Genomic DNA, 21975 nt, shown 5'->3' with positions numbered 1-21975 from the left:
GATGAGACCGGAGAGGCCTATTGTAGCCCAGCATGCGTCCTGGCACCGTCATTGCTCGCCGGCTTGCCTGAACAACGCTTCCAGCTCCGCCCGTTTGCTGTCCACCTGTGCGCGGCCGCGCTTGCCGGCAAACTCTTCCTCGATATTGTCGCGATAGAAACTCCAGGCCGCGCCCGACGTCGAGAACCGCCGCCATACCTCGCCGCCGACCCCCGAGTAATCGATCGCGCTGCCGTCGTCGAATTCCACGCGCAGGATGCGCTCGCGCGCGTCGTAGCCGATCGCGCGCAGCTTGCCCGCGTTGATGCGTTTCATGTCCATGTGTGGTTTTCTCCCCTGACGATGCATGGATTATTGGGACATTCACCTGATTCGGCAAGCCAATCCGTCCCGTGCGGCCGTGCATGCCTTGTTGGGTCCTCCGCTTGACCGTACTCTGGCTCAGCCGTACGACAATCATTAGAAAGGAGACTAACCGATGAAACGTTTCGCCCGCTGGCTCGCCGCACTTTTGTTCGCGCTGTCGTTCCTGCCGCTGTCCGCATCCGCCGCCGGTTATACCCAGACCCGCTACCCGATCGTGCTCGTGCACGGCCTGCTCGGCTGGGACAGCATCGGCCCCTTCGATTACTGGTTCGGCATCACGGACGCGCTGCGCCGCGACGGCGCCCAGGTCTACGTCGCCCAGGTGAGCGCCGCCAACAGCACGGAAGTGCGCGGCGAGCAGCTGCTCACCTACGTCAAGCAGGTGCTGGCCGCGACCGGCGCCCGGAAGGTCAACCTGATCGGCCACAGCCACGGCGGTCCGACCATCCGCTACGTCGCCTCGGTGGCGCCGAACCTCGTCGCGTCCGTGACGAGCGTCGGCGGCGTGAATAAAGGGTCGGCGGTGGCGGACGTCATCCGCGGCACGGTCGCGCCGGGGACCTTTTCGGAAGCCGTGCTGGGGTCCATCGTCGACGGCCTGGCGGGTACCATCGCCTTCCTGTCCGGCGACAGCAGCGCGCAGGTGTCGCCGGCGGCGCTGGATTCGCTGACGACCGCGGGTGCCGCAAAGTTCAATGCGGCGCATCCGGAAGGTCTGCCGACGACCGCGTGCGGCGAGGGCGCCTACCAGGTTGGAGGCGTGTATTACTTTTCGTGGAGCGGCGCGCAGCCGTTCACGAACCTGCTCGACCCGATCGACGCGCCGCTCGGCCTCGTGTCGCTGGCGTTCCGCGGCGAAAAGAACGATGGCCTCGTCGGCAGCTGCTCCAGCCACCTGGGCCGCGTGATCCGCGACGACTACGCGCTGAACCACCTGGACGAAGTGAACCAGGTGGCGGGCCTCGTCAACCTGTTCGAGACGAATCCCGTCACGCTGTACCGCCAGCACGCCAACCGCCTGCGCGAGATGGGCCTGTGAACCGCAGTCCGACCATCGTCCTGGCGCTCGGCGCGGCCGGCACGCTGTGGCTTGCCATGCTGGCCGGGCAGCCTGCGCCGGCAATGCAAACCGTGACCGTCACCCCGCCGGCGAAGTCGTTCGCACCATCGCTGCTGGGCACGCGGCCGGACGGCGCCGTGCACGTGGCGCCGGACGACAGCGTCGTCGCGGACGCCCAGTTGATCGAACTGTTCGACTACTACCTGAGCACCGTGGGCGAGAAATCGCCCGCCGCGGTGCGGGCGGAAATCGAGCGTGAACTGGACCGCACCTTGCGGCCGGCGGCCGCCGCGGCAGCGAAGCGCGTGCTGACGCGCTACATCGCGTACCGGCAGGCGCTGGCGGGCCTTGGCGCCGACCGCAGGCTGGCCGGCCAGGACGCCGCGGCCCTGAAGCGCCGGCTCGACGCGCTGCGCGGACTGCGTGCGCGGTATTTCAGCCAGCGCGAGATCGCCGCGATCTTCGGCCGCGAGGATGCCGCCAATGCGGAGGCCCTGGCACGCATGGCGATCCGCGACGACCGCACTTTGGACGCGCAGCAGAAGCAGGCGCGCCTGGCCGCGCTGGATGCCGGCTTGCCTGCCGATGTGCGCGCGGCGCGCGAGGCGCCTCTGAAAATCGTGCGCGTGCAGGAGGAGGCGGAACGGCTGCGGGCCGGCGGTGCGGGCGAGGAAGATGTCTTCCGCCTGCGCGCGGAGGCGTTTGGCGCGGATGCGGCGCAGCGGCTGGCGGATGTCGATCGGGAGGAGGCGGCGTGGAAGCGGCGGATCGAAGCGTATCTGGTTCAGCGCCGCGGACTGAACGACGAGGCAGCCGTGGCGGCGCTGCGCGGCCGGATGTTCAGCGAAGACGAGCAGCGGAGACTACCAGCATACGAAACTCCGTAGGGTGGGCACCCCGTGCCCACGCGTGACGTCAACGCATCGCAAGCGTCCGCGTGGGCGGAGGGCCGCCCACCCTACAATTTCTCCACCTGCTGCTTTGCGTATCCAGCCCCCGACCCGGTCGGCGCCAGCTCGAGATAAGTCTTGTACGCGGCCTTCGCCTTCTCGCCATCCCCCGCGCGCGCATACGCGTCGCCCAGGTTCATGTACGCGATCGCGCGCGACGGATCCATCTTGATGGCGTTCTCGAACCAGCGCGCCGCCTGGGCAAACTTGTCCTGCTTGTAGAAGACGAAGCCGAGATTGTTCGCCGCCAGCGCGAAGTTCGGCCGCAGCTTCAGCGCTTCCGTGAACTGCGCCTCCGCCTGCGCGTACTGCTTTTCCTTGTACAGCTGCAGCCCGTGGTCGTTGGCGCGCTGCGCCTGCTGGCGGCTCGACACCGGCACCGCGACCGGCGCCTTGATCGTCTGCTCGCCGCCCTGTAGGTCCTTCACGACGACGGGCGCGGTCGGCGCCGACGCCTTCGCGTCCAGCTTCGTGTTGAGCGCGATGGCATCGTTCGACAGCTGCGCCGTGTTCGTGTTCAGGAATTCGCTTTCCTCCGGCAGTTCGAACACGAAGTCGCCGCCTTCGGACCCGGGCAGGCTGCCGAAGGCGGGCGTCTGCTGCGACACGCTGGCCACCGCCGGCGCCACGTACGCCGCCAGCTCAGTCGCCGTGATCAGGCCATCGCCATTCAGGTCGGCCTTGCCGCCGAGGCCCTGCAGCAGCGTCCACGTGAACACGGAATGGCCGTTCGGACCGCCGTCGGACACCATCTGGTCCGTGCCGCCCGCCGTCAGCATCTGGCGGCCGAGGCGCTTGGCGTTATCGCGCAAAAAGGCCGCGTTGGCGCCGCCGCGCGTGAGACCCAGGCCGCTGTAGCAGGCGTCCATCACGAACAGCACGTGTTTCGCGGGCAGGCTCTCGGCGATATTCTGGATTTCGGTCATCGGGATCGCGTCGCTGGCGAGATTCTCCGGATCGGCGTCGTACGGCACGATGTAGCCGAGGTCGCGGCCGGAACTCAGCTTGCGCGTGGCGCCGTGGCCGGCGAAGAACACGAACACGCGGTCGTTCGGCTGCAGGCCGTGGCCCACGACATCGTGGAACGCGGCAAGGATGCCGCGGCGCGTGGCTTGCTCGTTCTTCAGCGTGACCACGTGGTCGGGCGCGAAACCGAACTTTTGCACGAGCGCCTGCCCGACGCCTTCCGCATCGCGCACGGCGTACTGCAGGCGCGGCCATTTCGGATAACCGTCGACGCCGACGACGATCGCCCACGAGGACGCATACCCCGTCGCAGCCGCGCGCGCGACCGGCACCGGCGCCGCATGCGCACCGCCGCTCACGCGGAACGTGTTGCCATCCCAGCCGGCGAACTGGTAGCCCTCGGCGACGAGCCGGTCGAGGATCGCCGGCAGCGCCTTCACGGTGCGCTCGTGGATGTCGTGGAACAGGATGATGCCGCGGCCTTCCTTGTCGACCGCGCGCAGCACGCGATCGGCGATGGACGAGGGCACCGGATCGGCCCAGTCGAGCGAATCGATGTTCCACATCACGGATTTTAAATGCGCGTCGGCCAGCAGGTGCATGCCCTCCTTGTTGCGCGCGCCGTAGGGAAAGCGGAACAGCGCGGAGCGTTGCGGATCGACGGCCTTCAGCAGCGTGTCCGTATCGAGGATCTCGGCTTTCAGACTGTCGCCGCTCTCCTTCGACAACTGCGCGTGCGAGAAGCTGTGGTTCGCCAGCACATAGCCCGCGGCCTTCAGCTTGCGGCTGACTTCCGCGCCCGCGTTGAGCCGCGCGGCGCCATGCGCGTCGAGCGTACCGAGGTTGCGGCCGACGCTGAAGAACACGGCCGGCGCGTCGTACTGCTTGAGGATCGCGGCGATCTCCTCGCTGTAGCGGCGGTGCGGACCGTCGTCGAAGGTCAGCACGATCGTCTTCTTCGGCAGGCCCTTGCCGAAGATCTCGTCCTCTTCCTTTTGCGCGGTCGGGCTGTTGTCCTGGTTCGGCGGTTCCGGCCTGGCGGGGTAGGGCAGCACGACACCGTAATCCTTGAGGATGCGGTCGCGCTGGTAGAGCGTCTTCAGGTAGGCGACGTAGCTGTCCCACTTCTCGCGCTTGAGCGTGATGGAGCGCGTCTCGAAGCGCCCGAAGACGGCACGGATCTCCTTCTCGTAATTGCGCTCGATCTCGGCCAGCGCGTCGACGTCTTCCGAGATCCGCTTGTGCAGCTTGATCGCGGGCAGCGACGAATCCTTCGCCACGCTGGCCAGCAACGACTGCATCAGTTCGCGGAACGCGAGGCGGTCCGCATCGTACAGGCCTTCGCCCGACTCGACGTAATCGAGCAGGCCGCCGACCGCCTCGAAACGACGCGGATTCTGCGACCCGACGAGGCTCGCCAGCGCATCGTCGATCTTGTTGATGCGCTCCTGGTTTTCATGGAACAGCTGCTGGCCGACGCGGTTGACCTCTTCCTGACCTGTCGAGGAGAGCCCGGCTTCGTCCTGGGTCAGCACGATCATCTTGCGGTAGACGGCCAGCACCTGCTGCATGTCGGTGGCGATGGCGGTGGCTTCTTTAGTCGGCCCAGTGGCCTGCGCTGCCTGTGGTGGTGGAGCTGGCTTGCGGTTGGCGATCCAGGTCCCACTGGCGGCGCCGGCTGCGGCGATGGCGAAGATGACGAGGTAAAGGGCTTTGCGTTTCACGGCGGTGTTGAAAAAGTTATATCGCGGCAACAATATCACTAACGGCGTGACTTTTGCTAACGAAAACTTAACGTTTGTGGTGGCGCAAGCACTGGCCGTTTCGTGACATGGCCCAGACTCCGGTGGCACGACACCTGGTCAGCCCCAAATAGAAATGTCCCCTTGGAAGGTGATCAGCCCGGGGCCAGGTGGGCTTTGGGGTGCGCGAATTCGGCGCGTACTTGCGCTGTGCCGGGTGGCGTGGCCATGCGTTTTTTCCACGGGTGCCCGATCGGCTGAGGTGGCGTGCGCCGTGTCAGCGCCTGCTCGACTTTGGTGTTGACGTCCTTGGCGTCGACGGCCTCGCGTTGCTTGATGGGTTTGCTGTTGCACGTATGGGGCAGCACGCGTCCCTGCCAGAGCAGTTCCGTCGCACTGGCGGGATGCGTCACGATGTCCACATCGGCGCCGCGCAGGGCCAACCCCTGTCCCGTCGCCTGAACCTGATAGAGCATGCCATCCAGTTGGCAGCTCAGGTTGCCCGACAGGCGGCGCCTGGTGTGGACAGACAGGATGCGCCGCAAGGCTGCATGTGTGCCGGCGAAGGGGATGTGCGCGTCGTCAGGCGTCGCTGGCACGACGGCAAGGCGACGGTTGAAGGCTCGGATGAACTGCGGTAGCCAGGCATTGGCCGCTTCCTGACTGCTGATGCCCTGCAGCCGCATTTCCTTGACCAGACGATCCTGCAGGGTCTGGTTGGCCCGCCCGCTCGACCCGTCCCTTGGCCTGCTGACTGTTGGCCTGGATGCCCTCGATCCCCAATTGCTCCAAAGCACGCGCAAACTGCGTTTGCGCGTGGCTGACGTCCTTGTAGTCGCCCCGGTTGACCTGGAAGATACTGTGACGATCGCTGTAGATGGCGGCAGGCAGGCCGTGTGCAAGAACATGCTCTTCCAGCAGCGCCATGTAGCCGAGCGTCGTTTTCGGCATCGACAAAGCGCAACGCCATCAGTTCGCTGGTGGCATCGTCGATGAACACCAGCAGGCAACAACGTGGCGCTCGTCCTTCGAACCAGTCGTGCGGGGAACCGTCGATCTGGATCAGTTCGCCGCGCCGGGCGCGCCTCTCGCGCATCGCATGGGTACGGGCTCCCGCGCCGCGCCGGGCCTTCCATAAGCCGGCGCGCAGCATGGCCTGACGCACCGTCTCCACCGACAGTTTGATCTCGTGGATTTCCTCCAGCTTTTCGCACGCCAGCGTCGGCCCGAAGTCGGCGTAGTGCGCCCCAATCAAGGCTACCGCCTTCTCCAGAACATCAGCCGGCGTGCGCCGGTTTGACGGCTTGCCGCGCTTCCTGCTCAACAAGCCTTCGGTTCCCCCGTCCAGCATTCGCCGCTTCAGCCGCTTGATTTGCCGGACGCTGATCCCCAGCCTTCCTGCAGCGCTCCCCTGATCCAGCTTCCCCTCCAGTACTTGCGCCATCACCTGGCCGCGCAACACATCCTTGGCCGTCATCACTATCACTATCCCATCCTCCCCTACGACGAATCCTAGGGGACATCTCTACTTTGCGGAGGGGGGACATTACTTCTTTGCGCTAACACACGGTGGCATGACACCCTTGTACTGCCGAGAATCCTTGTTATAATAGGCGGCTTCGCGAGCAGCTGGCTCGTGAACCCATCAGGAGAGATGGATGAGTGGTTTAAGTCGCACGCCTGGAAAGCGTGTATAGGTTCATAGCCTATCGGGGGTTCGAATCCCCCTCTCTCCGCCAAAAATATGGAAGCCCTTGATTTTCAAGGGCTTTTTACTTCTTAGTTAATGGTTCGTAGCGTTGTCTGCGCGTCTAGCGTTGAGCTTTAGGTCACGTTGGGTTTTTTGCCGAATCTCGTTGTCAAGTTTCGTCACCTCAGCCCGATCGTCACTGCTGCTGATCCATTTTACGTACATCAGAAAGAAGCCTTGTAGGCTATGGCCGAGCTGCTAGGCAGGCGCGCTGGTTTGATTCCGTTCCTGAGACAGAGTGTGACCTAAGCGTCGGTAGGTCCGAATGACGGGATGAAGTGGAAATAGATGCCGTGACGCAGTCGAGTGCTTGGTCGACGGCAGTGGGGCTGGATAATCGGTTACAGGAGTTCGGTAAAGCGGTACGGGCTGGCCGAAGAGCCAAGCTTGAGGGCTGGAACTCGCGCTCTTTGGCTACTGCAAACTGCGGCCAGCCGGGTCGGCCGCCACGAGCAAGGTTCCGGAGTTCGGAACTGTGCTGCTGGATCCGGTCACCGGCTCTAGTGCTGCGAAATCCGGGTATCATGTTTCGTGCTACGGCGCGCCCACCAGATAACCGCCGGCGTAAGGTAAGGGTAGCCGTCCACTCGGCTGGCGAGATACCGGGCAGAAGGTGCCGGCGTGAGGCGCCTTATCGTTCGAAGCAAGAGATTATGTCGTGATGTCGCTTGCCAAATGCCTTTCAGCAGACCGCATGCATGCGACATCTACTACTGCCGGAAACTGGCGGTAGTGGATGTCGGCTCTTGCTGTCTGGAGCGCGGTGCTGTGCTCGATGCCGGTAGCCCAAATTTTTGACGGAGACGGACAACCTAGGCATCTTTCTGGCAACTTAACGGCTGACATCAACGGACATGTGCGTAGGGTCTCCGACCGGCGCGGATCCATGAGAATGTTTCGTCGTTTGATAGTACAGGGATCATTGATGGCGCAGAGGCTGTGTTAACATCCAGTATAATGTTGCGTTTTCCGTTCTCCCTTCAGGGGCAGGCCGGCAGCTGCCAGGAATCGAGTTTTATAATGTCCGAGAAAAACACCACATCCCCCGAAAGCGACAACTTGTGCCTTCTCCGCAAGGTCCTAGAGAGCTACGATCCCAAATCCGTTGCCGAGCACTTGAACCGAGTTTCTCCGGGAGTATGGACGCGTGAGCTGCTGAAGCGCCGTGCAGACGGTAAACTGCCACTGGAGTTCAGTGATGCCGAATACAAGCATTTGCAGCAGCTGTTGCCCGAAGCGCCGCCGCCTGACCGGAAGTACGATTTTGACTTCATCGACCTGTTTGCCGGTATCGGTGGGATCCGCAAGGGGTTCGAGCATGCGGGCGGTCGCTGCGTGTTCACAAGCGAATGGAACCCGTTCGCGGTCCGTACCTACAAGGCCAACCACTACTCGGATGAAAGTGTTCACACCTTTAATGAGGACATTCGAGAGGTAACACTCACCAGCAGGGAAGACGTCAGCGAGGAAGAGGCATACCGTCACATCGACGAAAAGATTCCCGATCATGACGTGCTGCTGGCCGGATTCCCCTGCCAGCCATTTTCCATCGCGGGCGTATCGAAGAAGAACTCGCTCGGTCGCAAGCACGGGTTCGAATGCGACACTCAAGGTACGCTGTTTTTCGATGTCGCGAGGATCATTGCGGCCAAGCGTCCGGTGGCTTTCGTGCTCGAGAATGTCAAGAACTTGAAGAGCCATGACAAAGGCAAAACGTTCAGGGTCATCATGTCTGCGCTCGATGAACTCGGGTACTGGGTTGCCGATGCGGATGCTAGCGGTTCTCTGGATCCGAAAGTTATTGACGGTGCTCATTTCGTGCCCCAGCACCGTGAACGTATCGTGCTCGTCGGCTTCCGCAAGGACCTCGGCGTCCACGACGGATTCACTCTCAAGGATATTTCAAAGGAATTTCCTTCCTCAAAACCGAAGCTGGGCGACATTCTCGACCGTGACGTTGATCCACAGTATGTCCTCACGCCGAAATTGTGGGAGTACCTGTTTAACTATTCTATAAAGCACAAGGAAAAGGGAAACGGCTTCGGGTATGGTCTTGTCCGCGACAGTGACGTTACGCGCACGCTTTCGGCGCGTTACCACAAGGATGGCTCGGAAATTCTTGTTGACCGCGGATTTGATCCGGCGCTCGGGCTGCATAACGAGGAGAACCAGAAGAACCGGCCGCGCAGGCTCACGCCGCGGGAATGTGCACGCTTGATGGGCTATGACGCTCCGGGAGAGTCGAAGTTCCGTATTCCAGTGTCGGATACGCAGGCATACCGGCAGTTTGGCAACTCGGTCGTGGTTCCTGTGTTTACGGCGGTAGCAAAGCTGATGAAGGACCGTGTGGTGAGTGGCCGGCGCATACTGCGTGAACGGCAGAAGGCGGAGGGCAAGCTTGCCGCATGACACCGGCCACGTGGCCGCCTCTGCTGACTGTCGTTAAGGAAGACCGGGCATATGCCCGGTCTTTTTTTATGGCCTCGCGGTCATCCTGAAAGGTCACGTTCAGGTCCAAGTCCCAATAGCGACAAAAATCGGTCAATTTTCACCAAGCAAAGCCCCGGTTATGGCCAGAGTATTCCTAGTAAAAATTCTTTAAGCAATTGATTTTAAAGGAGAAATAATAATCTAAGATATTTTTTATAAAAAAAACTTCATAAAATAAATGGACCATGAGAAAAATTGATGTTATCTTGTGACTTTACAAGGAGATATCGATGAATGCCCCGGTCCTGTCCCAGTACGAGTACACCTTTCAGAATATCGAAGAGCTGAACGGCCTTCTCGCTTCCATCGGGGCGGAGCGGGCTCTGCTCAAGGTTCTTCCGAAAAACGCCAACGACAAGAACCAGATCTACATTGCGGCTGACTTCGGCGTCCTGTTTGATGACTTTGACTTGACCCTGTCTGAGAGGGGTGAGAGTACAAGTCTGACCAAGGACCGCTCGGCTCCAGGCAAACGGATTCCCGAGGCGGTCTTCAACGACTTTGCGTGGCTGCGCTGTGATGGCACACTCGTGCCGGCGAAACGGGTCAAGGCGATCATCTATACCCAATATCCTGAGGCGCGCCTCTCCGGACTGCAGGCGGCCGACGGCAGCATGCCAGTCAGCCTATCCGTTGCCTATACAAAGCAGTATGGCGATGCCAAGCGCGTGCTGGTGCTGGCGCGTCTGCCGCTCGGCCGGTGCGTCGGAATCGTCTGTGTTGGCCTGACGCCGGCTTTCGCCGCCAGCGTTGCCGCCCTTCCCGGCATGCCGCGGGCATCGGCATGCAAGCGCCTGCAGCTCAACACCGGCAGTCGTTACATGCTCGAAATGAAACTGGCCGGCGTACTGGGGCGGAGACTGCGCGGTTGCCGGCTGGATGCCTATGGCCAGACACTGCCTTTCTCCGGTACCCAGGTATGTGGTTACACGCTTGAACATGCGCTCGGCATCATCCCGAACTCGAACAAGGATGGGGACCTGTATGGTATCGAGCTGAAGACCCATACCCAGCTTAAGGTCACGCTGTTTACGCCAGAGCCCGACGGGGGGCTTTACGCGGCCGACTTTTCCGCATTCATGAAGACTTACGGATACCGCGACGCCGACGGAGACTACCGCGTGACTGGCATCCACCGGGCGAATGAGCAGTGCGGCAAATCCGGGCTGACACTGCGCATCCGGGAGCTGCACCCGGGGCCGGATGGTTCCATTCAGGTTTTTCCTTACGACCGCACCACGCCCCTGACGCCCAAGCTTGACCGCATCGACGTCGCCTTGGTGGCCGCCGATGGCGCCGTTGCCGCCTCATGGAGCCTCCAGCGGCTGATGAACTGCTGGGGGGCCAAACACAATGAGGTGGTGTACATTCCAGCCACCAAGGTATCCAACTCCAATACGGCAGAGTGCGCCGAGGGCTATGAACACCATGTCACCTTCGGGCGGACAGTGATGTGGTGCCGCGACACGACCACCGAACGTCTGCTGCAGGCAATCGAGGACGGTGTGATCTATCTGGATCCGGCTCCCAAGCTGCACGCAACCGACGCTTCCAAAAACAAGCGCCGCGCCCAGTGGCGCGTTAATGACATCACTAAGGCCGCCCATGCGTTGTACTCCGTGGTCGAGATGAAAACGGTCGTGGATGCTCCGGCTGATCGCAGGGCTGCATGAGCGTAACCGCTATGGCCGGCGCATTGTGCGCAAGGCAGCATGATCCGGAGGCCGGAGGCCGACGGCCCGGACAGGAGTTAGTGTATGCCTGAGATGCGCCACCGGATATGCCTCGGATGTATCATGGGATTGAACGTTCTTTCAGGCATTCAATGGTCGATATCGTAGACAGCACGACACGCAGTCGCATGATGTCCGGAATTCGCGGACGCGACACAAAGCCAGAAAAAGTCATCCGCAGCCTGCTGCACCGGAAGGGCTTCCGGTTCCGCGTTAACCGCCGCGATCTTCCAGGCAAGCCGGATATCGTTTTCCCGGGACTGAAAGCAGTCATCCTTGTGCACGGGTGCTTCTGGCATGGGCATGACTGTCCACTTTTCAGATTGCCGGGAACGCGGACGGAATTCTGGGCGCAGAAGATTGGCCGGAACCGTGAAAACGACGCTAGGGTAACGCGGGCGCTGCTGGATGCCGGGTGGCGGGTCGGAATCGTCTGGGAATGTGCACTGCGTGGACGCGACAGGGACCTGTCTGGTACCGTTGATGCGTTGGCGGAGTGGCTGCGCAGTGACGCGGGGGGCATCGAACTGCGTGGCGCGGTCAGGGCTCCTGCCGCGATGCCGGAGGTGGTTTCGGTTTCTAGTAGGGATTTCGAGTTTCCTGCAGGCCGGTCGGCGCGGTCCTGATGCGAGCCCGCAGAAATCGGATCCCCGCGTGGGCCGGTCACCGGCATCCGTCCACCGCCGCGTCAGTCGTCGCGGCGCTTGGGGATTCTTGCCTTCCCTGTATATGCAATCGGCGATCTAAGTAGTCGCCCAATTTTTGCTGTCAAAGCTAAATTGATCACGCAGCAGGGGTTGGGCGATGAAGCACTTGGAGTTGTCCGAAGACGAGCGGCGCACGCTGCGTGAGATGGGCGTGTTCCACCCGCATCCGCGGACACGGATGCGCGCACAGGGAATTTTGCGGTTGAGTCAGGGATTAACGCTGCAGAAAACGGCGGATGAGTTCGGGGTGCACCTGAACAGCGTCGAGCAGTGGAGGCAACGCTGGAACAAGCTTGGCCTGGCCGGATTGTACGAGGGGCGTCATACCGGTCGACCAAGGAAGTGGACGCCTCAGCAGCAGCAGGCTCTTGGCGAGTTGGCGCATTCCGAGGGCGGAAGCGTGGTTGCACTGCTGCGCCAGATCGAGCAATGCCGAGACCATGCGTCGATCAGCGAAAGCACAGCCAAACGGTATCTCAAGGAGATGAATTTCACGTACAAGCGCTATCGGTACGCTCTAAAAAAAAGCGAAATCAGGTGGCGTTCGAGTACGCCAGAAAAGTGATCAACGCACTGGCCAAGCTCGACCATGAACAACGCTGCGAGCTGCTGTACTTCGACGAATCAGGCTTCAGTCCAAATCCTCCCGTGCAGTACGGCTGGGGCAGGATCGGCGAGACCCGGGCCGTCGAACCGCTCGCGCACCGACAGCGCGTGAATGTGCTTGGAGCCTTGCGTCACGACGGCCAACTGACCTGGAGCACTCAGCAACGGCCGACGACACGCGACGATGTGATCGCATTCTTCGATCGGATTGCGCTCCAGCCTTACGCGGTTCCACGCATCGTCTTGATCGACAATGCCGGTATTCACAAGGGCGACCTGATGGAGAAGAAGCGACGCCAGTGGGCCAAACACGGGCTGTATCTGTACTACTTGCCTCCCTATAGCCCGGAGCTCAATCGGATTGAGATCTTGTGGAAGCATGCCAAGCATTTCTGGCGCCGCTTCGTTGCCAGGAACGGCGCAGATTTGCTCGACGAGATTCAATCCTTGATGAGAGGCTTCGGCAGCAAGTTCACGATAAATTTTGCATGACTACTTAGTCGTACACTTTTCCGCGGCTCGGAAATTCACCGCCGAGCTGATGGTCCGGATTCAAAGTTTAATCTTAAGTGGCGAAAGATAGCGTACGGTGACACCGCTGTCGCGTAAAATTTTTAATGCAGCGCGTTGGGAAGCTAGCCAACGCTGCTCCCCGGCAAAACCTCCTGCAAATACTGCACGCTTGATGCCTGCCCATACAATTGCTCTGGCACAGTCGCTACAGGGAAAACGCGTGCAATAAATGGTGGCTCCTGATAAATCAGAGTTTGACAAATGCGCCTTGAAAATAGCTGCCCTTTCGGCATGCTCGATAAGGTGATATCGGCTCTCTTCCGTGACCGCTTCCCCGTTTCTCTGCATTTGGCTCTTTAATGCAGGAGGAAGAATATTTGCGGAACGGCTTAAAATCTTCTCTTCCTTTGTTATCACGGCACCTACAGCCGACTGTTGTACAATCTTACCTTTAGGATCATCTGTTTTCTGTCGTTCTGACAGGGCTTCAGACATAAAGTAGCTGTCAGCATCCATTTTATTTTCGAATTTATTTTCGGTCACTTTGATGTGAAGGAGGGAATTTGTTAACAAAAAGTGAAATCGCCACGCGTAGGATTGTACAGCAACCACGACAGTCCCAGCAGGCAAGTCAAAGCGGGGAACGAGACTCAACGTACGACGCGACCGTTGGTGTCATCATCAGCAACGGTAAGGAAGTGAACACCACATTCACGCTTGAGCCTAGAGGCGTTGTCTGGGTAATATCCCAAGAAGACTTCCATCTTGCTTCAGACACAACTGCCGTGGCTGCACTAAGAACTACTTGGGCACATAAAGGAATTTTTGCGCTTAATGTTGGGGTGGTTGATCCGGGATGGAAAGGGCCCGTTGCCACCGCACTTGTAAACTTTAGCACAGAAGACTTTAAAGTCAGTCCTGGCGACCCGTTTATGAGGCTTATGTTCTTTGAACATTTGCCTACTCAGGCTACATTGATACCGGAGACCCGGGATGAGTATGTAAAAAAGATCAAGAAAAATTCTCGCAATCTTTCGGATTCATTCTTGAACATGAACTCGCTCGTCGACGATGTCGCACGAAAAATCTTTAACGCTCCAAAAATTGCTGTCGTAGCCACTTGGGCCGGTGTTCTGATTGCCGTACTGGCAATATTTGTGCCTATGGCAGTTTCCGTATGGACGGGTGTTTATGATGACAGGATTGCCGTCGCGAAACTGCAGCAGCGCGTTGAACAACTCGAGAAGGAGCAGTCATCCAGAACATCGGAAACGAAGCTTGATAAGCTGAACGATAAAACTGAAGATAAGCAAGCGAGTGGGCGGGGGGCGTCAGCCAAAGAAAGCGTAAATGGCACTACTGCGCCAGTATCCCCGTGATCATAAGAACGGCTTAGATTATAGGGTGACCTAACTGTGATTTGTTAAATGCGAAGGTAGAGGTTGATTACGTGACTGGCACTGCCGCTCTCGATGAGAGCCTCAAATTTAGGACCGGGGGCATTGAGGAGCGCGCGGCCGAACAACGCGCGAGCAATACCCCTATGCCAGTCAGGCCAACACCGCGCGCACCGGCCGAAGCCAGCACAGTGTCGTTTTCACGACGTCGATTTTTTCTCGCGGCGTTAATGGCGCGTAATCCTGTCAGGATGCCGCAGCTCGTCACTGCTGGGCCAGTGGTTTCTGCATTCGTAAGACGTGAAAGGTCTCCGATATGCATACACATCCTCTTGACGGCTTTGTCGGGAGCACGGCGCGCCTGAGCGTGGCAAGGATCTAGCACGTTGCCGAAGTTTCATCGCGGCACGGGCCGATGCTGGTTCCTTACGTTCTCACCCGGCAACTGGCTGAGCATATCGGCGCGGAATTCATTATCTTCGACACGGGAGACATTTCTTGGCGAGCCATGGATTCGTCGAGTTTTCACTCGTGTACAAGACACTGATATCGCACATGCAAAGCGTTAATCGATAAGAATTACGCGGTGCGCGCATGATGTTCATCCTGAAACCCTCAGCGTTAGGCCGCCCGCGCATACCTCCCCGGCGGTTGCCCCACATGCCGCGCGAAGGCAACGGTGAACGTACTCGCGGAACTGTAGCCCACGCGCTCGGCCACCTCGGCGACGCTGCCCGCGCCGCGCCGCAGCAGGTCCTGCGCCAGCGCCATCCGCCAGGTGAGCAGGTAGGCCATCGGCGCCACCCCCACTGTGCGGCTGAAACGCTCGAAGAACGTGGAGCGCGACAGCGCCGCTTCCCGCGCGAGGTCGGCCACCGTCCACGCGCGTTCCGGCGCCGCGTGCAGCGCGCGCAACGCGTGCGCGAGGCGTGCGTCCGCGAGACCGCGCACGAGCCCCGGCGACGCGTCCGTGCCACCGGCGCCGCGCAACGCTTCGATCAGCAGCACTTCCAGCAGGCGCGCCAGCACGACGTCGCGCGCGGGACGCCCGGCGCGCGCTTCGTCGTTCACCAACTGCACGAGCGTGGCCAGGCGTGCCTCGCCGCGCACGTGCACGACGCGCGGCAGCAGCGACACGAGTAGGGCCGCGTCGGGCGCCGCGAACTCGCAGTGGCCGATGAGGAAGCGCACGTCCGGCGGGCCGTCGCGCGTGCCGTGGCGGACTTCGCCGGGTGCGACCTGCGCGGGCGGCTTGTCGAAGTCGCGTGCGGGCGGCGGGCGCAGGCTCGACATCGAGAAGTCGTACGTGGCAGGGATCAGCACGAAGTCGCCCGGTTCGAGCGCGATGGGATCCATGTCCGCGGCCGTGAGCAGGCAGGCGCCGTCGAGTACGACGCAATACGACGGCTCGCCCGCTTCCGTGCGCCGCACGCCCCAGCGGCCCGCCGCGCCGACGATCTTCGTGTAGCGCACGCCCGGCCGCAGCAGGCCGACCACGTCGGCCAAGGGATCGATCATTCCGGACTCTCGCAAAAGATGTGTGGACTAACGATTGTAGCGCGTCCGGACGTCGGCCGCTATCGTAACGGTATTGCCAACCCACACAGGAGTTCACATGAAAACCGTCATGATCACCGGCTGCTCGTCCGGCTTCGGCCTCGAAATCGCCCGCCATTTCCTCGACCGCGACTGGCAGGTCGTCGCCACGATGCGTACGCCGCGCACCGACCTGCTGCCGGCGTCGAGCCGCCTGCGCGTCGTCGCGCTGGACGTGACGGACGCGGACAGCGTCCGCGCGGCCATCGCCGCCGCGGGGCCGATCGATGCGCTCGTCAACAATGCCGGCGTCGGCCTGATCAATCCGCTGGAAGCCGTGTCGACGGACACGATCCGTGCGGTGTTCGAGACGAACACACTCGGCACGATCGCCATGACGCAGGCCGTGCTGCCCGCGATGCGCGCCCGGCGCGCGGGCGTGATCGTGAACGTGACATCGACCGTCACGCTCGCGCCGCGGCCGCTGCTGTCGGTCTACAGGGCCAGCAAGGCAGCCGTGAATGCGTTCACGGAATCGCTCGCGCTGGAACTGGCGCCGCTGGGCATCCGGACGCGCCTGGTGCTGCCGGGCCGCGCGCCGGACACGCGCTTCGGCGAGAACGCCCGCCCGCTCATGCAGGGCGAGATCCCGTCGGATTACGCGCCGTTGATGGACGACGTGTTCAAGCGCATGCGCGAGCCGGGACCGGTCACGCAGGCGCAAGACGTCGCGCAAGCCGTGTGGCGTGCCGTGACGGATCCCGCGGCGCCGATGCGCATTCCCGCCGGGGCGGATGCCGAGGCGCTGGCGGCCTCGCTCTGATCAGCGGCTGGCGTAATACTTCGCCACCACCTCGATCTCCTGGTCCGTCAACCCATGCACCGCATTGCGCATCTGCTGGTTGATGTCGTTGGCGCGCCGCCCCGATTTGAAGGCGTTCAGCTGGTCGACGATGTACGCCGCCGGCAGCCCGTCGATGATGGGCGTCGCCACGCGCGCCACGCCCGGGCTATGGCAGGTCGCGCATGCCCCCACGTTGCGCATCGGCGACCCGTTGCTGACGATGCGCGGCACCTCGACCTGGATGCCCGCATGCCCCACCAGGGTCTCGCGCTGCTGCTGCGAGTAAAACGCGGCCAGGTCGCGCATGTCCTGGTCGGACAGGTTCGTCGCCAGCGGCTGCATGACGGCGCTCGGGCGGTGGCCGGACTTGAAGTCGCGCAGCTGCTTGTAGGTGGACGACGGGGGCTGGCCCGCCAGGTGCGGCGCGTTCGTGCCGGCCGATGCCGTGCCGCGCGCGCCGTGGCACATGCTGCATTGCAGGGCCAGCGTGGCGCCGCGGCCGACGGCCACGTTGTCGATCGGACCCGTGAATTCGCTGCTCACGATCACGCTCGTCGGGTAGACGGCCTTCTCGTCCGGCTGGTCGGGACTGCGGTAGGGCGCCGGCGCGCCGGCCGCGCTGCAGATCGATTCCCAGATCGACGCCATCGCGTCGCGCGCGTGGGCGCGCGGGAGCCACACGAAGCCGACGGCGGCGGCGGCGGCGGCGATGATCACGACGGCCGCGACGCTGATCGTGAACCAGCGGTTCTTCGTCGAAAACAGGGGCTCGTTCATGGCGTACCTCCGATCGGGACGGCGGGCACGGACGTCTGCTTCAGCGCGATCAGCTGCGCGATCGGGTAGCCGTAGTTGACGAGCGACAGGCCGATCATCAGCGCGAGCCACAGCGCGTAGCTGTTCAGGGCGACCGGCACGCGCGCGACGGCGTGCACCGGCTGGCTGAAGCGGAACTCGGGCAGCTCGACGAGGCTGCCGCGATGGCCGCGCAGCAGGACGAGCAAAAACAGCACGCCCGAGATCACGAGCAGCAAACCGCCGATGGCGCTGAGGATCACGGTGATTGCCTGCGGCGCGATCTCCGGGTTGGTGTAGTCGAAATAGGCCATGCGGCGCGGCATGCCCATCACGCCGACGACGTGCCACGGGAACGTCAGGATGATCATGCCGACGAACCACAGCCACAGCTGCGCCTTCATCATGCCGCCCTGGACGAGTGTGCGGCCCGTCAGGTGCGGCCACAGGTCGTACGCGACGGCGAAGTACATGATGACGATGGCGCCCGCGAAGATCAGGTGGAAGTGGCCGGTGATCCACTGCGTGTTGTGGATGGCGAAGTCGAGCTGGTAGCTCATGTTGATGAGGCCACCCGCGCCGCCGAAGCCCAGCAGGATGAAGGAGAACGCGACGGCGAGCATCATCGGGTTATGCCAGGGCAGGGCCTTCACCCAGCCGAGGGCGCCCGTGCCGCCGCGCAGGCGTCCCGCGATTTCGACCGACGCGGTGATCGTGAAGACGGTCAGCAAGGTGGGGACCGAGACCATCGCGGTGAACACGGCGTGCAGGAATTTCACGCCCGCGCCGACCTGCGGGTCCTGGAACAGGTGGTGGATACCGATCGGCATCGAGAACACGAGGAACAGCACGAACGAGATGCGGCCCATCACGTCGCTGTACAGGCGGCCGCCGATGGCGCGCGGCACCAGCGTGTAGAACGCGATGTAGGCCGGCATCAGCCAGAAGTAGACGATCGCGTGCAGCGTCCAGGAAAAGAACACGCGCGACAGGCCGGCGTCGATCGTCGACTTGAAGCCGAGGGCCACGGGCAGGATCAGGAACAGGATCTCGACGGCGGCGCCGACCGACGTCCATGCCCACAAATACGCCCCTGCGAGATTGGCGAACATCGGCAGCGGCACGGCTGCGCCGGGATGCGCTTTCTTCCACACGCGCAGATTGATCGACATGAGCGCGACCCAGATCCACGAGCCGACGACGACCAGCACGATGCCGATGTAGTAGGCCCAGTGCGCGATCAGCGGCGGGTAGAACGTGTACAGCACCGAGGCCTTGCCCAGCGAGACGGGGATCATCGCGACGACCGTGCCGAGGACGACGAGGGTAAAACCGATCCAGGCCCAGCGCTTGCCCGCGAGCGGCTGCTTCAGCGCGAGTTCGACGATGGCGTAGCCGAAGCCCATCGCCACCAGCGTGGGGAACACATAGCCCATCGCGGAGCCGTGCGCGGTGACGGAGCGGTAGTACAGCTCCGGGTTGCCGATCCAGTCGATCAGCGGGCTGCGGATCACCATCTGCCATTCGCCCAGCAGCAGGGCGACGAAGAAGGCGGCGAAGGCGACCCAGAAGTGGGCCAGCACGAGGCGGCGGGAATCGTTACTGAACACAGCTCAACCTCCTTCCTGGCTGGGAGTTCGCCCTGCGCATGAATTCTTCGCGCGGGATGACCTGCACATGGGCCCACATCGCGGCGTGGCCGTTGCCGCAGAATTCGTGACAAGGCATCACGTGCTCGCCGGGCGCTTCGAACCGGGTCTGGAAGTTCGAGATGTACCCCGGGATCAGCATCAGGTTCACGTTGCTGTGACTGACCGAGAAGCCGTGCACGACGTCGGCCGCCGTGCCGCGGAAGTGCAGCCATGTGTTGGCGGGGACGACGAGGCATTGCGGCGTGAACGAGTACTGGTTCGCGAGCACGCGCACCGTGACGGAGCCGTCCGGCTCCGCGGCGCTGCCCAGGTTCGTCTCGACGAATTCGCCGGCAATGTGCAGCGTGGTCGGGTCGATGGTTTCCGTGCGCACGGGCGGCATCGCGGCCCAGTGGAGGCTCATGTACGCCATCATCGCGACGAGGAAGGCGATGATGCCGCCGACGATCCACGCCCAGCGCGCTTCCGCTTTCGCGGCGATGTCGTGTGCGGTACCTGCCATGTCAATCGCCTCCGCGTGCGACGAACACGAGGAAGTAGAAGGCGAGCCAGATCGCCATCACGATCGCCACCGCGATACCGGCCAGGGCGAATGCGCCGCCGGGGCCGCGCGCGACGATGGCGTCGACGCGGCGCTGCTGCTCCCCGCCGTCCAGGTCTTGGTCTGTCGGTTCCAGAAACATGGCTTCCCCTTTTTACTCGACCGTGGCCGAGCGCAGCTGGTTGACTTCGCGTGCCGTCACGGGCGCGCCCCGGTTGCCCCACGCGGTGCGGATGAACGTCACCACCGATGCGATCTCGTTGTCGTTCAGGTCCTGCGCGAACGGCGGCATCCCGTACGGCATCGGATTGCGCTTCGTGCCGGGCGGGTAGCCGCCGTTGAGCACCATGCGGATCGGATTCACGGCGGAGCTCATGCCGATCGACTGGTTGCGCGCCAGCGGCGGGTAGTGGGGCAACTTGCCGCGGCCTTCCGCACCGTGGCACGACGCGCAGCGCGCGGCGTAGATGCGGCGGCCTTCCGTGAAGGCCTGGCCCACGTCGGCGCGCGCGGGCGCGCCGGCCGGATCGGACGCGGGGCCCTGGTCGGCCGGAAGACTCTTCAGGTAGACGGCCATCGCGCGCACGTCGTCGTCCGTCATGTACTGCAGGCTGTTGAACGTGACCTCGGCCATCGGCCCGTACACGGTGCCGCGGTTCGACACGCCTTTCTGCAGCAGGTCGACGATGTCCTGCAGCGCCCAGTCGCCCAGGCCCGCCTCGCGGTTCGACGTCAGCGACGGGGCGTACCAGTTCTGCATCGGGATCAGGCCGCCCTGGAATGCCTTTTCCTGCGACGAGCCGCCCAGCGCGTTGATCGGCGTGTGGCACATCGCGCAGTGGCCGAGGCCCTGCACGAGGTAGGCGCCGCGGTTCCATTCGACCGACTTGCTGCGGTCCGGCTGGTACTCTCCTTCCTTGAAGTACAGGGTGCGCCAGCCGATCAGCAGCGAGCGGTTGTTGTACGGGAAGCGCAGGTCGTGCTCGCGTGACGCCAGGCGTACCGGCGGCACCGAGCGCAGGTAGGCGAAGATGGCGTCGCTGTCGGCGCGCGTGACCTTGGTGTACGACGCGAACGGCATCGCCGGATACAGCAGATAGCCTTTCGGCGAGCGTCCCGTGTGCATCATGTTGTAGAAGTCGTCCGCACTCCAGCTGCCGATGCCCGTGTCGCGGTCGGGCGTGATGTTCGGGGCGTACAGGGTGCCGAACGGCGTTGGCATCGCCCGGTTGCCGGAAAAGATCTTCGCACCCGGGACCGTGTGGCACGCGATGCAGTCGCCGGCCTGCGCGAGGTAGCGGCCCCGTTCCACGATCGACTGTTGCGCGGGCGCTTTCGCCGCATTGGTCTGCGCCCACGCGGCCGCCGCGAGCAGCGCCAAGGGGACGGCGGCGAGCGCGATCCTGCGGATCACGGCGTTCATGGCTGGCCTCCTTTCTGCGGCTGGCTGCCGCACGCGAGCGGCAGCTTCATGCCGGGCTGGCGCAGCGGACGGGCCGCGGTGACGGGCAGCGAGGCGAGATACGCCGACACGGCGGCGACTTCCGGCTCGGAGAGGCTGGAGGCGATGAGCTGCATGCAGTCCGGCGCCAGCGCCGTGCGCACGCCGAAGCGCCACGCGCCCAGTTGCGCACTGACGTAGTCCGCGCGCAGGCCCAGCAGGCCTGGAATGCCGGGTTCGCGGCCGCCCAGTTCCGCGCCGTGGCACGTGACGCAGGCGGGGATCTTCTTGGCGGGGATGCCCTGCGTGACGATGCGCTGGCCGGCGTGCACCTGCTCCGGCGACCGCTGCACCGCCGGTTGCACGAGGGGCGGCGGATTGAGCGACGCGAAGTGCTCGGCCATGCGCATCAGGTAGTCGTCGGGCAGGTAGGCCAGCAGGTAATTCATCGGCACGTACTTGCGCCGGCCGTCGCGGAATGCCACCAGCTGGTTGTAGAGATAGCCGGCCGGCTTGCCCGCGAGGCGCGGGAAATAGACGTTTTCCACGCCGCGGCCCTGGGCGCCATGGCATCCGGTACAAGCCTGCACCCGCGCTTCCATCGTATCGGGAATACGGTCCGCCGCTGTTGCCTGAGCGTGCGCGTGGCATGCCAGGAACGCGCTACCGACTCCGATTATGCCGAGAATTATTTTCATCGAATAAACTCCGCAGCCCTCTGTCGGTGTGAAAATTAACACAAGTGCACCCGATGACGACGCACGAGTTGTTCATGCGAGATCGATTGCGACAGTCAATATTTGTTTTTTTCACATGGGAGGGCATTCCCGGAGTGGGCGGCTGCGGAAAAATGATCGTGCCCGCAACGCCTGGATGACACCCGTCA

19 protein-coding genes, 1 tRNA gene and 1 pseudogene are annotated in these 21975 nt (G+C 62.7%); 10 read left to right on the top strand and 11 right to left on the bottom strand.

Annotated elements, in window-relative coordinates:
- Positions 1 to 48 precede the first annotated feature (48 nt).
- Complete coding sequence (locus ACEN9G_RS05645; protein ID WP_413345342.1) at positions 49 to 321, bottom strand: KTSC domain-containing protein; 273 nt, start codon at positions 319 to 321, stop codon at positions 49 to 51.
- A gap of 157 nt (positions 322 to 478) precedes the next feature.
- On the opposite strand from ACEN9G_RS05645, the gene ACEN9G_RS05640 reads away from it, so the two are divergent.
- Entirely contained in the window at positions 479 to 1405 is a 927-nt protein-coding gene (locus ACEN9G_RS05640; RefSeq protein WP_413345341.1) for a lipase family alpha/beta hydrolase, read from the top strand.
- Entirely contained in the window at positions 1402 to 2313 is a 912-nt protein-coding gene (locus ACEN9G_RS05635) for a lipase secretion chaperone (protein WP_483126478.1), read from the top strand. Before ACEN9G_RS05640 ends, ACEN9G_RS05635 begins: the two co-directional genes overlap by 4 nt.
- A gap of 71 nt (positions 2314 to 2384) precedes the next feature.
- On the opposite strand, the gene ACEN9G_RS05630 is transcribed toward ACEN9G_RS05635, so the two are convergent.
- Positions 2385 to 5066 (bottom strand): polysaccharide deacetylase family protein, encoded by a 2682-nt coding sequence (locus tag ACEN9G_RS05630; RefSeq protein WP_413341325.1) that lies wholly within the window; start codon positions 5064 to 5066, stop codon positions 2385 to 2387.
- A gap of 173 nt (positions 5067 to 5239) precedes the next feature.
- Positions 5240 to 6561: pseudogene (locus tag ACEN9G_RS05625) on the bottom strand (ISNCY family transposase).
- Between the two features lie 171 nt (positions 6562 to 6732).
- On the opposite strand from ACEN9G_RS05625, the gene ACEN9G_RS05620 reads away from it, so the two are divergent.
- From ACEN9G_RS05620 to ACEN9G_RS05595, 6 genes are all read left to right on the top strand, one after another.
- A tRNA-Ser gene (locus ACEN9G_RS05620) sits at positions 6733 to 6823 on the top strand.
- A 1031-nt stretch (positions 6824 to 7854) separates the two neighbouring features.
- Complete coding sequence (gene dcm / locus ACEN9G_RS05615) at positions 7855 to 9243, top strand: DNA (cytosine-5-)-methyltransferase (protein ID WP_413341327.1); 1389 nt, start codon at positions 7855 to 7857, stop codon at positions 9241 to 9243.
- Between the two features lie 311 nt (positions 9244 to 9554).
- Positions 9555 to 10997 (top strand): MvaI/BcnI family restriction endonuclease, encoded by a 1443-nt coding sequence (locus ACEN9G_RS05610; protein WP_413341329.1) that lies wholly within the window; start codon positions 9555 to 9557, stop codon positions 10995 to 10997.
- A 152-nt stretch (positions 10998 to 11149) separates the two neighbouring features.
- Positions 11150 to 11683, top strand: coding sequence for a very short patch repair endonuclease (locus ACEN9G_RS05605; protein ID WP_413341331.1), 534 nt, complete (start codon positions 11150 to 11152; stop codon positions 11681 to 11683).
- Between the two features lie 178 nt (positions 11684 to 11861).
- Positions 11862 to 12329, top strand: a complete 468-nt coding sequence (locus tag ACEN9G_RS05600; RefSeq protein ID WP_413346384.1) for a helix-turn-helix domain-containing protein — start codon at positions 11862 to 11864, stop codon at positions 12327 to 12329.
- A complete protein-coding gene (locus tag ACEN9G_RS05595) occupies positions 12326 to 12862 on the top strand; it encodes an IS630 family transposase (protein WP_483126477.1) in 537 nt (178 codons plus the stop codon). The genes ACEN9G_RS05600 and ACEN9G_RS05595 overlap by 4 nt, the downstream gene beginning before the upstream one ends.
- 60 nt (positions 12863 to 12922) lie before the next feature.
- On the opposite strand, the gene ACEN9G_RS05590 is transcribed toward ACEN9G_RS05595, so the two are convergent.
- Positions 12923 to 13399 (bottom strand): deoxycytidylate deaminase, encoded by a 477-nt coding sequence (locus tag ACEN9G_RS05590; RefSeq protein WP_483126476.1) that lies wholly within the window; start codon positions 13397 to 13399, stop codon positions 12923 to 12925.
- Positions 13400 to 13581: 182 nt separating this feature from the next.
- On the opposite strand from ACEN9G_RS05590, the gene ACEN9G_RS05585 reads away from it, so the two are divergent.
- Entirely contained in the window at positions 13582 to 14262 is a 681-nt protein-coding gene (locus ACEN9G_RS05585) for a dCTP deaminase domain-containing protein (RefSeq protein WP_413345146.1), read from the top strand.
- 639 nt (positions 14263 to 14901) lie between these two features.
- Here the strand turns inward: ACEN9G_RS05585 and ACEN9G_RS05580 are convergent.
- Positions 14902 to 15798, bottom strand: a complete 897-nt coding sequence (locus ACEN9G_RS05580; RefSeq protein WP_483126475.1) for an AraC family transcriptional regulator — start codon at positions 15796 to 15798, stop codon at positions 14902 to 14904.
- Between the two features lie 97 nt (positions 15799 to 15895).
- Between ACEN9G_RS05580 and ACEN9G_RS05575 the strand changes: the two genes are divergently transcribed.
- The gene (locus ACEN9G_RS05575) at positions 15896 to 16639 is read left to right on the top strand and encodes an SDR family oxidoreductase (protein ID WP_413345945.1); all 744 of its coding nucleotides are present in this window, start codon (positions 15896 to 15898) and stop codon (positions 16637 to 16639) included.
- Here ACEN9G_RS05575 and ACEN9G_RS05570 read toward each other — a convergent pair whose 3' ends face one another.
- Genes ACEN9G_RS05570 through ACEN9G_RS05545 form a run of 6 tightly spaced genes read right to left on the bottom strand, consistent with a single transcriptional unit; the run spans position 16640 to position 21787 of the window.
- Complete coding sequence (locus ACEN9G_RS05570; protein ID WP_483126474.1) at positions 16640 to 17437, bottom strand: c-type cytochrome; 798 nt, start codon at positions 17435 to 17437, stop codon at positions 16640 to 16642.
- Positions 17434 to 19038: a cbb3-type cytochrome c oxidase subunit I gene (locus tag ACEN9G_RS05565; protein ID WP_483127728.1), complete on the bottom strand. Its 1605-nt coding sequence runs from the start codon at positions 19036 to 19038 to the stop codon at positions 17434 to 17436. The genes ACEN9G_RS05570 and ACEN9G_RS05565 overlap by 4 nt, the downstream gene beginning before the upstream one ends.
- Positions 19039 to 19054: 16 nt before the next feature.
- On the bottom strand, positions 19055 to 19609 hold the full coding sequence (locus ACEN9G_RS05560) for a cupredoxin domain-containing protein (RefSeq protein WP_413343417.1): 555 nt from the start codon (positions 19607 to 19609) through the stop codon (positions 19055 to 19057).
- 1 nt (position 19610) lies between these two features.
- On the bottom strand, positions 19611 to 19790 hold the full coding sequence (locus ACEN9G_RS05555) for a hypothetical protein (RefSeq protein ID WP_160410615.1): 180 nt from the start codon (positions 19788 to 19790) through the stop codon (positions 19611 to 19613).
- 12 nt (positions 19791 to 19802) lie between these two features.
- Positions 19803 to 21071 (bottom strand): c-type cytochrome, encoded by a 1269-nt coding sequence (locus ACEN9G_RS05550; protein ID WP_413343415.1) that lies wholly within the window; start codon positions 21069 to 21071, stop codon positions 19803 to 19805.
- Positions 21068 to 21787 carry a c-type cytochrome gene (locus tag ACEN9G_RS05545; protein WP_413343413.1) on the bottom strand — a complete coding sequence of 240 codons (720 nt, stop codon included), beginning with the start codon at positions 21785 to 21787 and terminating at the stop codon, positions 21068 to 21070. Before ACEN9G_RS05545 ends, ACEN9G_RS05550 begins: the two co-directional genes overlap by 4 nt.
- Positions 21788 to 21975: the final 188 nt, after the last annotated feature.

It is taken from the genome of Massilia sp. Masssp94 (assembly GCF_059491305.1).
Note: the sequence above shows the minus strand (reverse complement) of the source record. Positions and strands in the feature narration are given on the sequence as shown.

What these genes read in the sequence shown, in the direction of transcription:
- ACEN9G_RS05640 (WP_413345341.1), top strand. Translation starts at nt 479, where the DNA reads ATGAAACGTTTCGCCCGCTGGCTCGCCGCACTTTTGTTCGCGCTGTCG.
- ACEN9G_RS05645 (WP_413345342.1), bottom strand. Translation starts at nt 321, where the DNA reads ATGGACATGAAACGCATCAACGCGGGCAAGCTGCGCGCGATCGGCTAC.
- dcm (WP_413341327.1), top strand. Translation starts at nt 7,855, where the DNA reads ATGTCCGAGAAAAACACCACATCCCCCGAAAGCGACAACTTGTGCCTT.
- ACEN9G_RS05560 (WP_413343417.1), bottom strand. Translation starts at nt 19,609, where the DNA reads ATGGCAGGTACCGCACACGACATCGCCGCGAAAGCGGAAGCGCGCTGG.
- ACEN9G_RS05570 (WP_483126474.1), bottom strand. Translation starts at nt 17,437, where the DNA reads ATGAACGAGCCCCTGTTTTCGACGAAGAACCGCTGGTTCACGATCAGC.
- ACEN9G_RS05590 (WP_483126476.1), bottom strand. Translation starts at nt 13,399, where the DNA reads ATGGATGCTGACAGCTACTTTATGTCTGAAGCCCTGTCAGAACGACAG.
- ACEN9G_RS05555 (WP_160410615.1), bottom strand. Translation starts at nt 19,790, where the DNA reads ATGTTTCTGGAACCGACAGACCAAGACCTGGACGGCGGGGAGCAGCAG.
- ACEN9G_RS05545 (WP_413343413.1), bottom strand. Translation starts at nt 21,787, where the DNA reads ATGAAAATAATTCTCGGCATAATCGGAGTCGGTAGCGCGTTCCTGGCA.
- ACEN9G_RS05575 (WP_413345945.1), top strand. Translation starts at nt 15,896, where the DNA reads ATGAAAACCGTCATGATCACCGGCTGCTCGTCCGGCTTCGGCCTCGAA.
- ACEN9G_RS05580 (WP_483126475.1), bottom strand. Translation starts at nt 15,798, where the DNA reads ATGATCGATCCCTTGGCCGACGTGGTCGGCCTGCTGCGGCCGGGCGTG.
- ACEN9G_RS05600 (WP_413346384.1), top strand. Translation starts at nt 11,862, where the DNA reads ATGAAGCACTTGGAGTTGTCCGAAGACGAGCGGCGCACGCTGCGTGAG.
- ACEN9G_RS05610 (WP_413341329.1), top strand. Translation starts at nt 9,555, where the DNA reads ATGAATGCCCCGGTCCTGTCCCAGTACGAGTACACCTTTCAGAATATC.
- ACEN9G_RS05550 (WP_413343415.1), bottom strand. Translation starts at nt 21,071, where the DNA reads ATGAACGCCGTGATCCGCAGGATCGCGCTCGCCGCCGTCCCCTTGGCG.
- ACEN9G_RS05605 (WP_413341331.1), top strand. Translation starts at nt 11,150, where the DNA reads ATGGTCGATATCGTAGACAGCACGACACGCAGTCGCATGATGTCCGGA.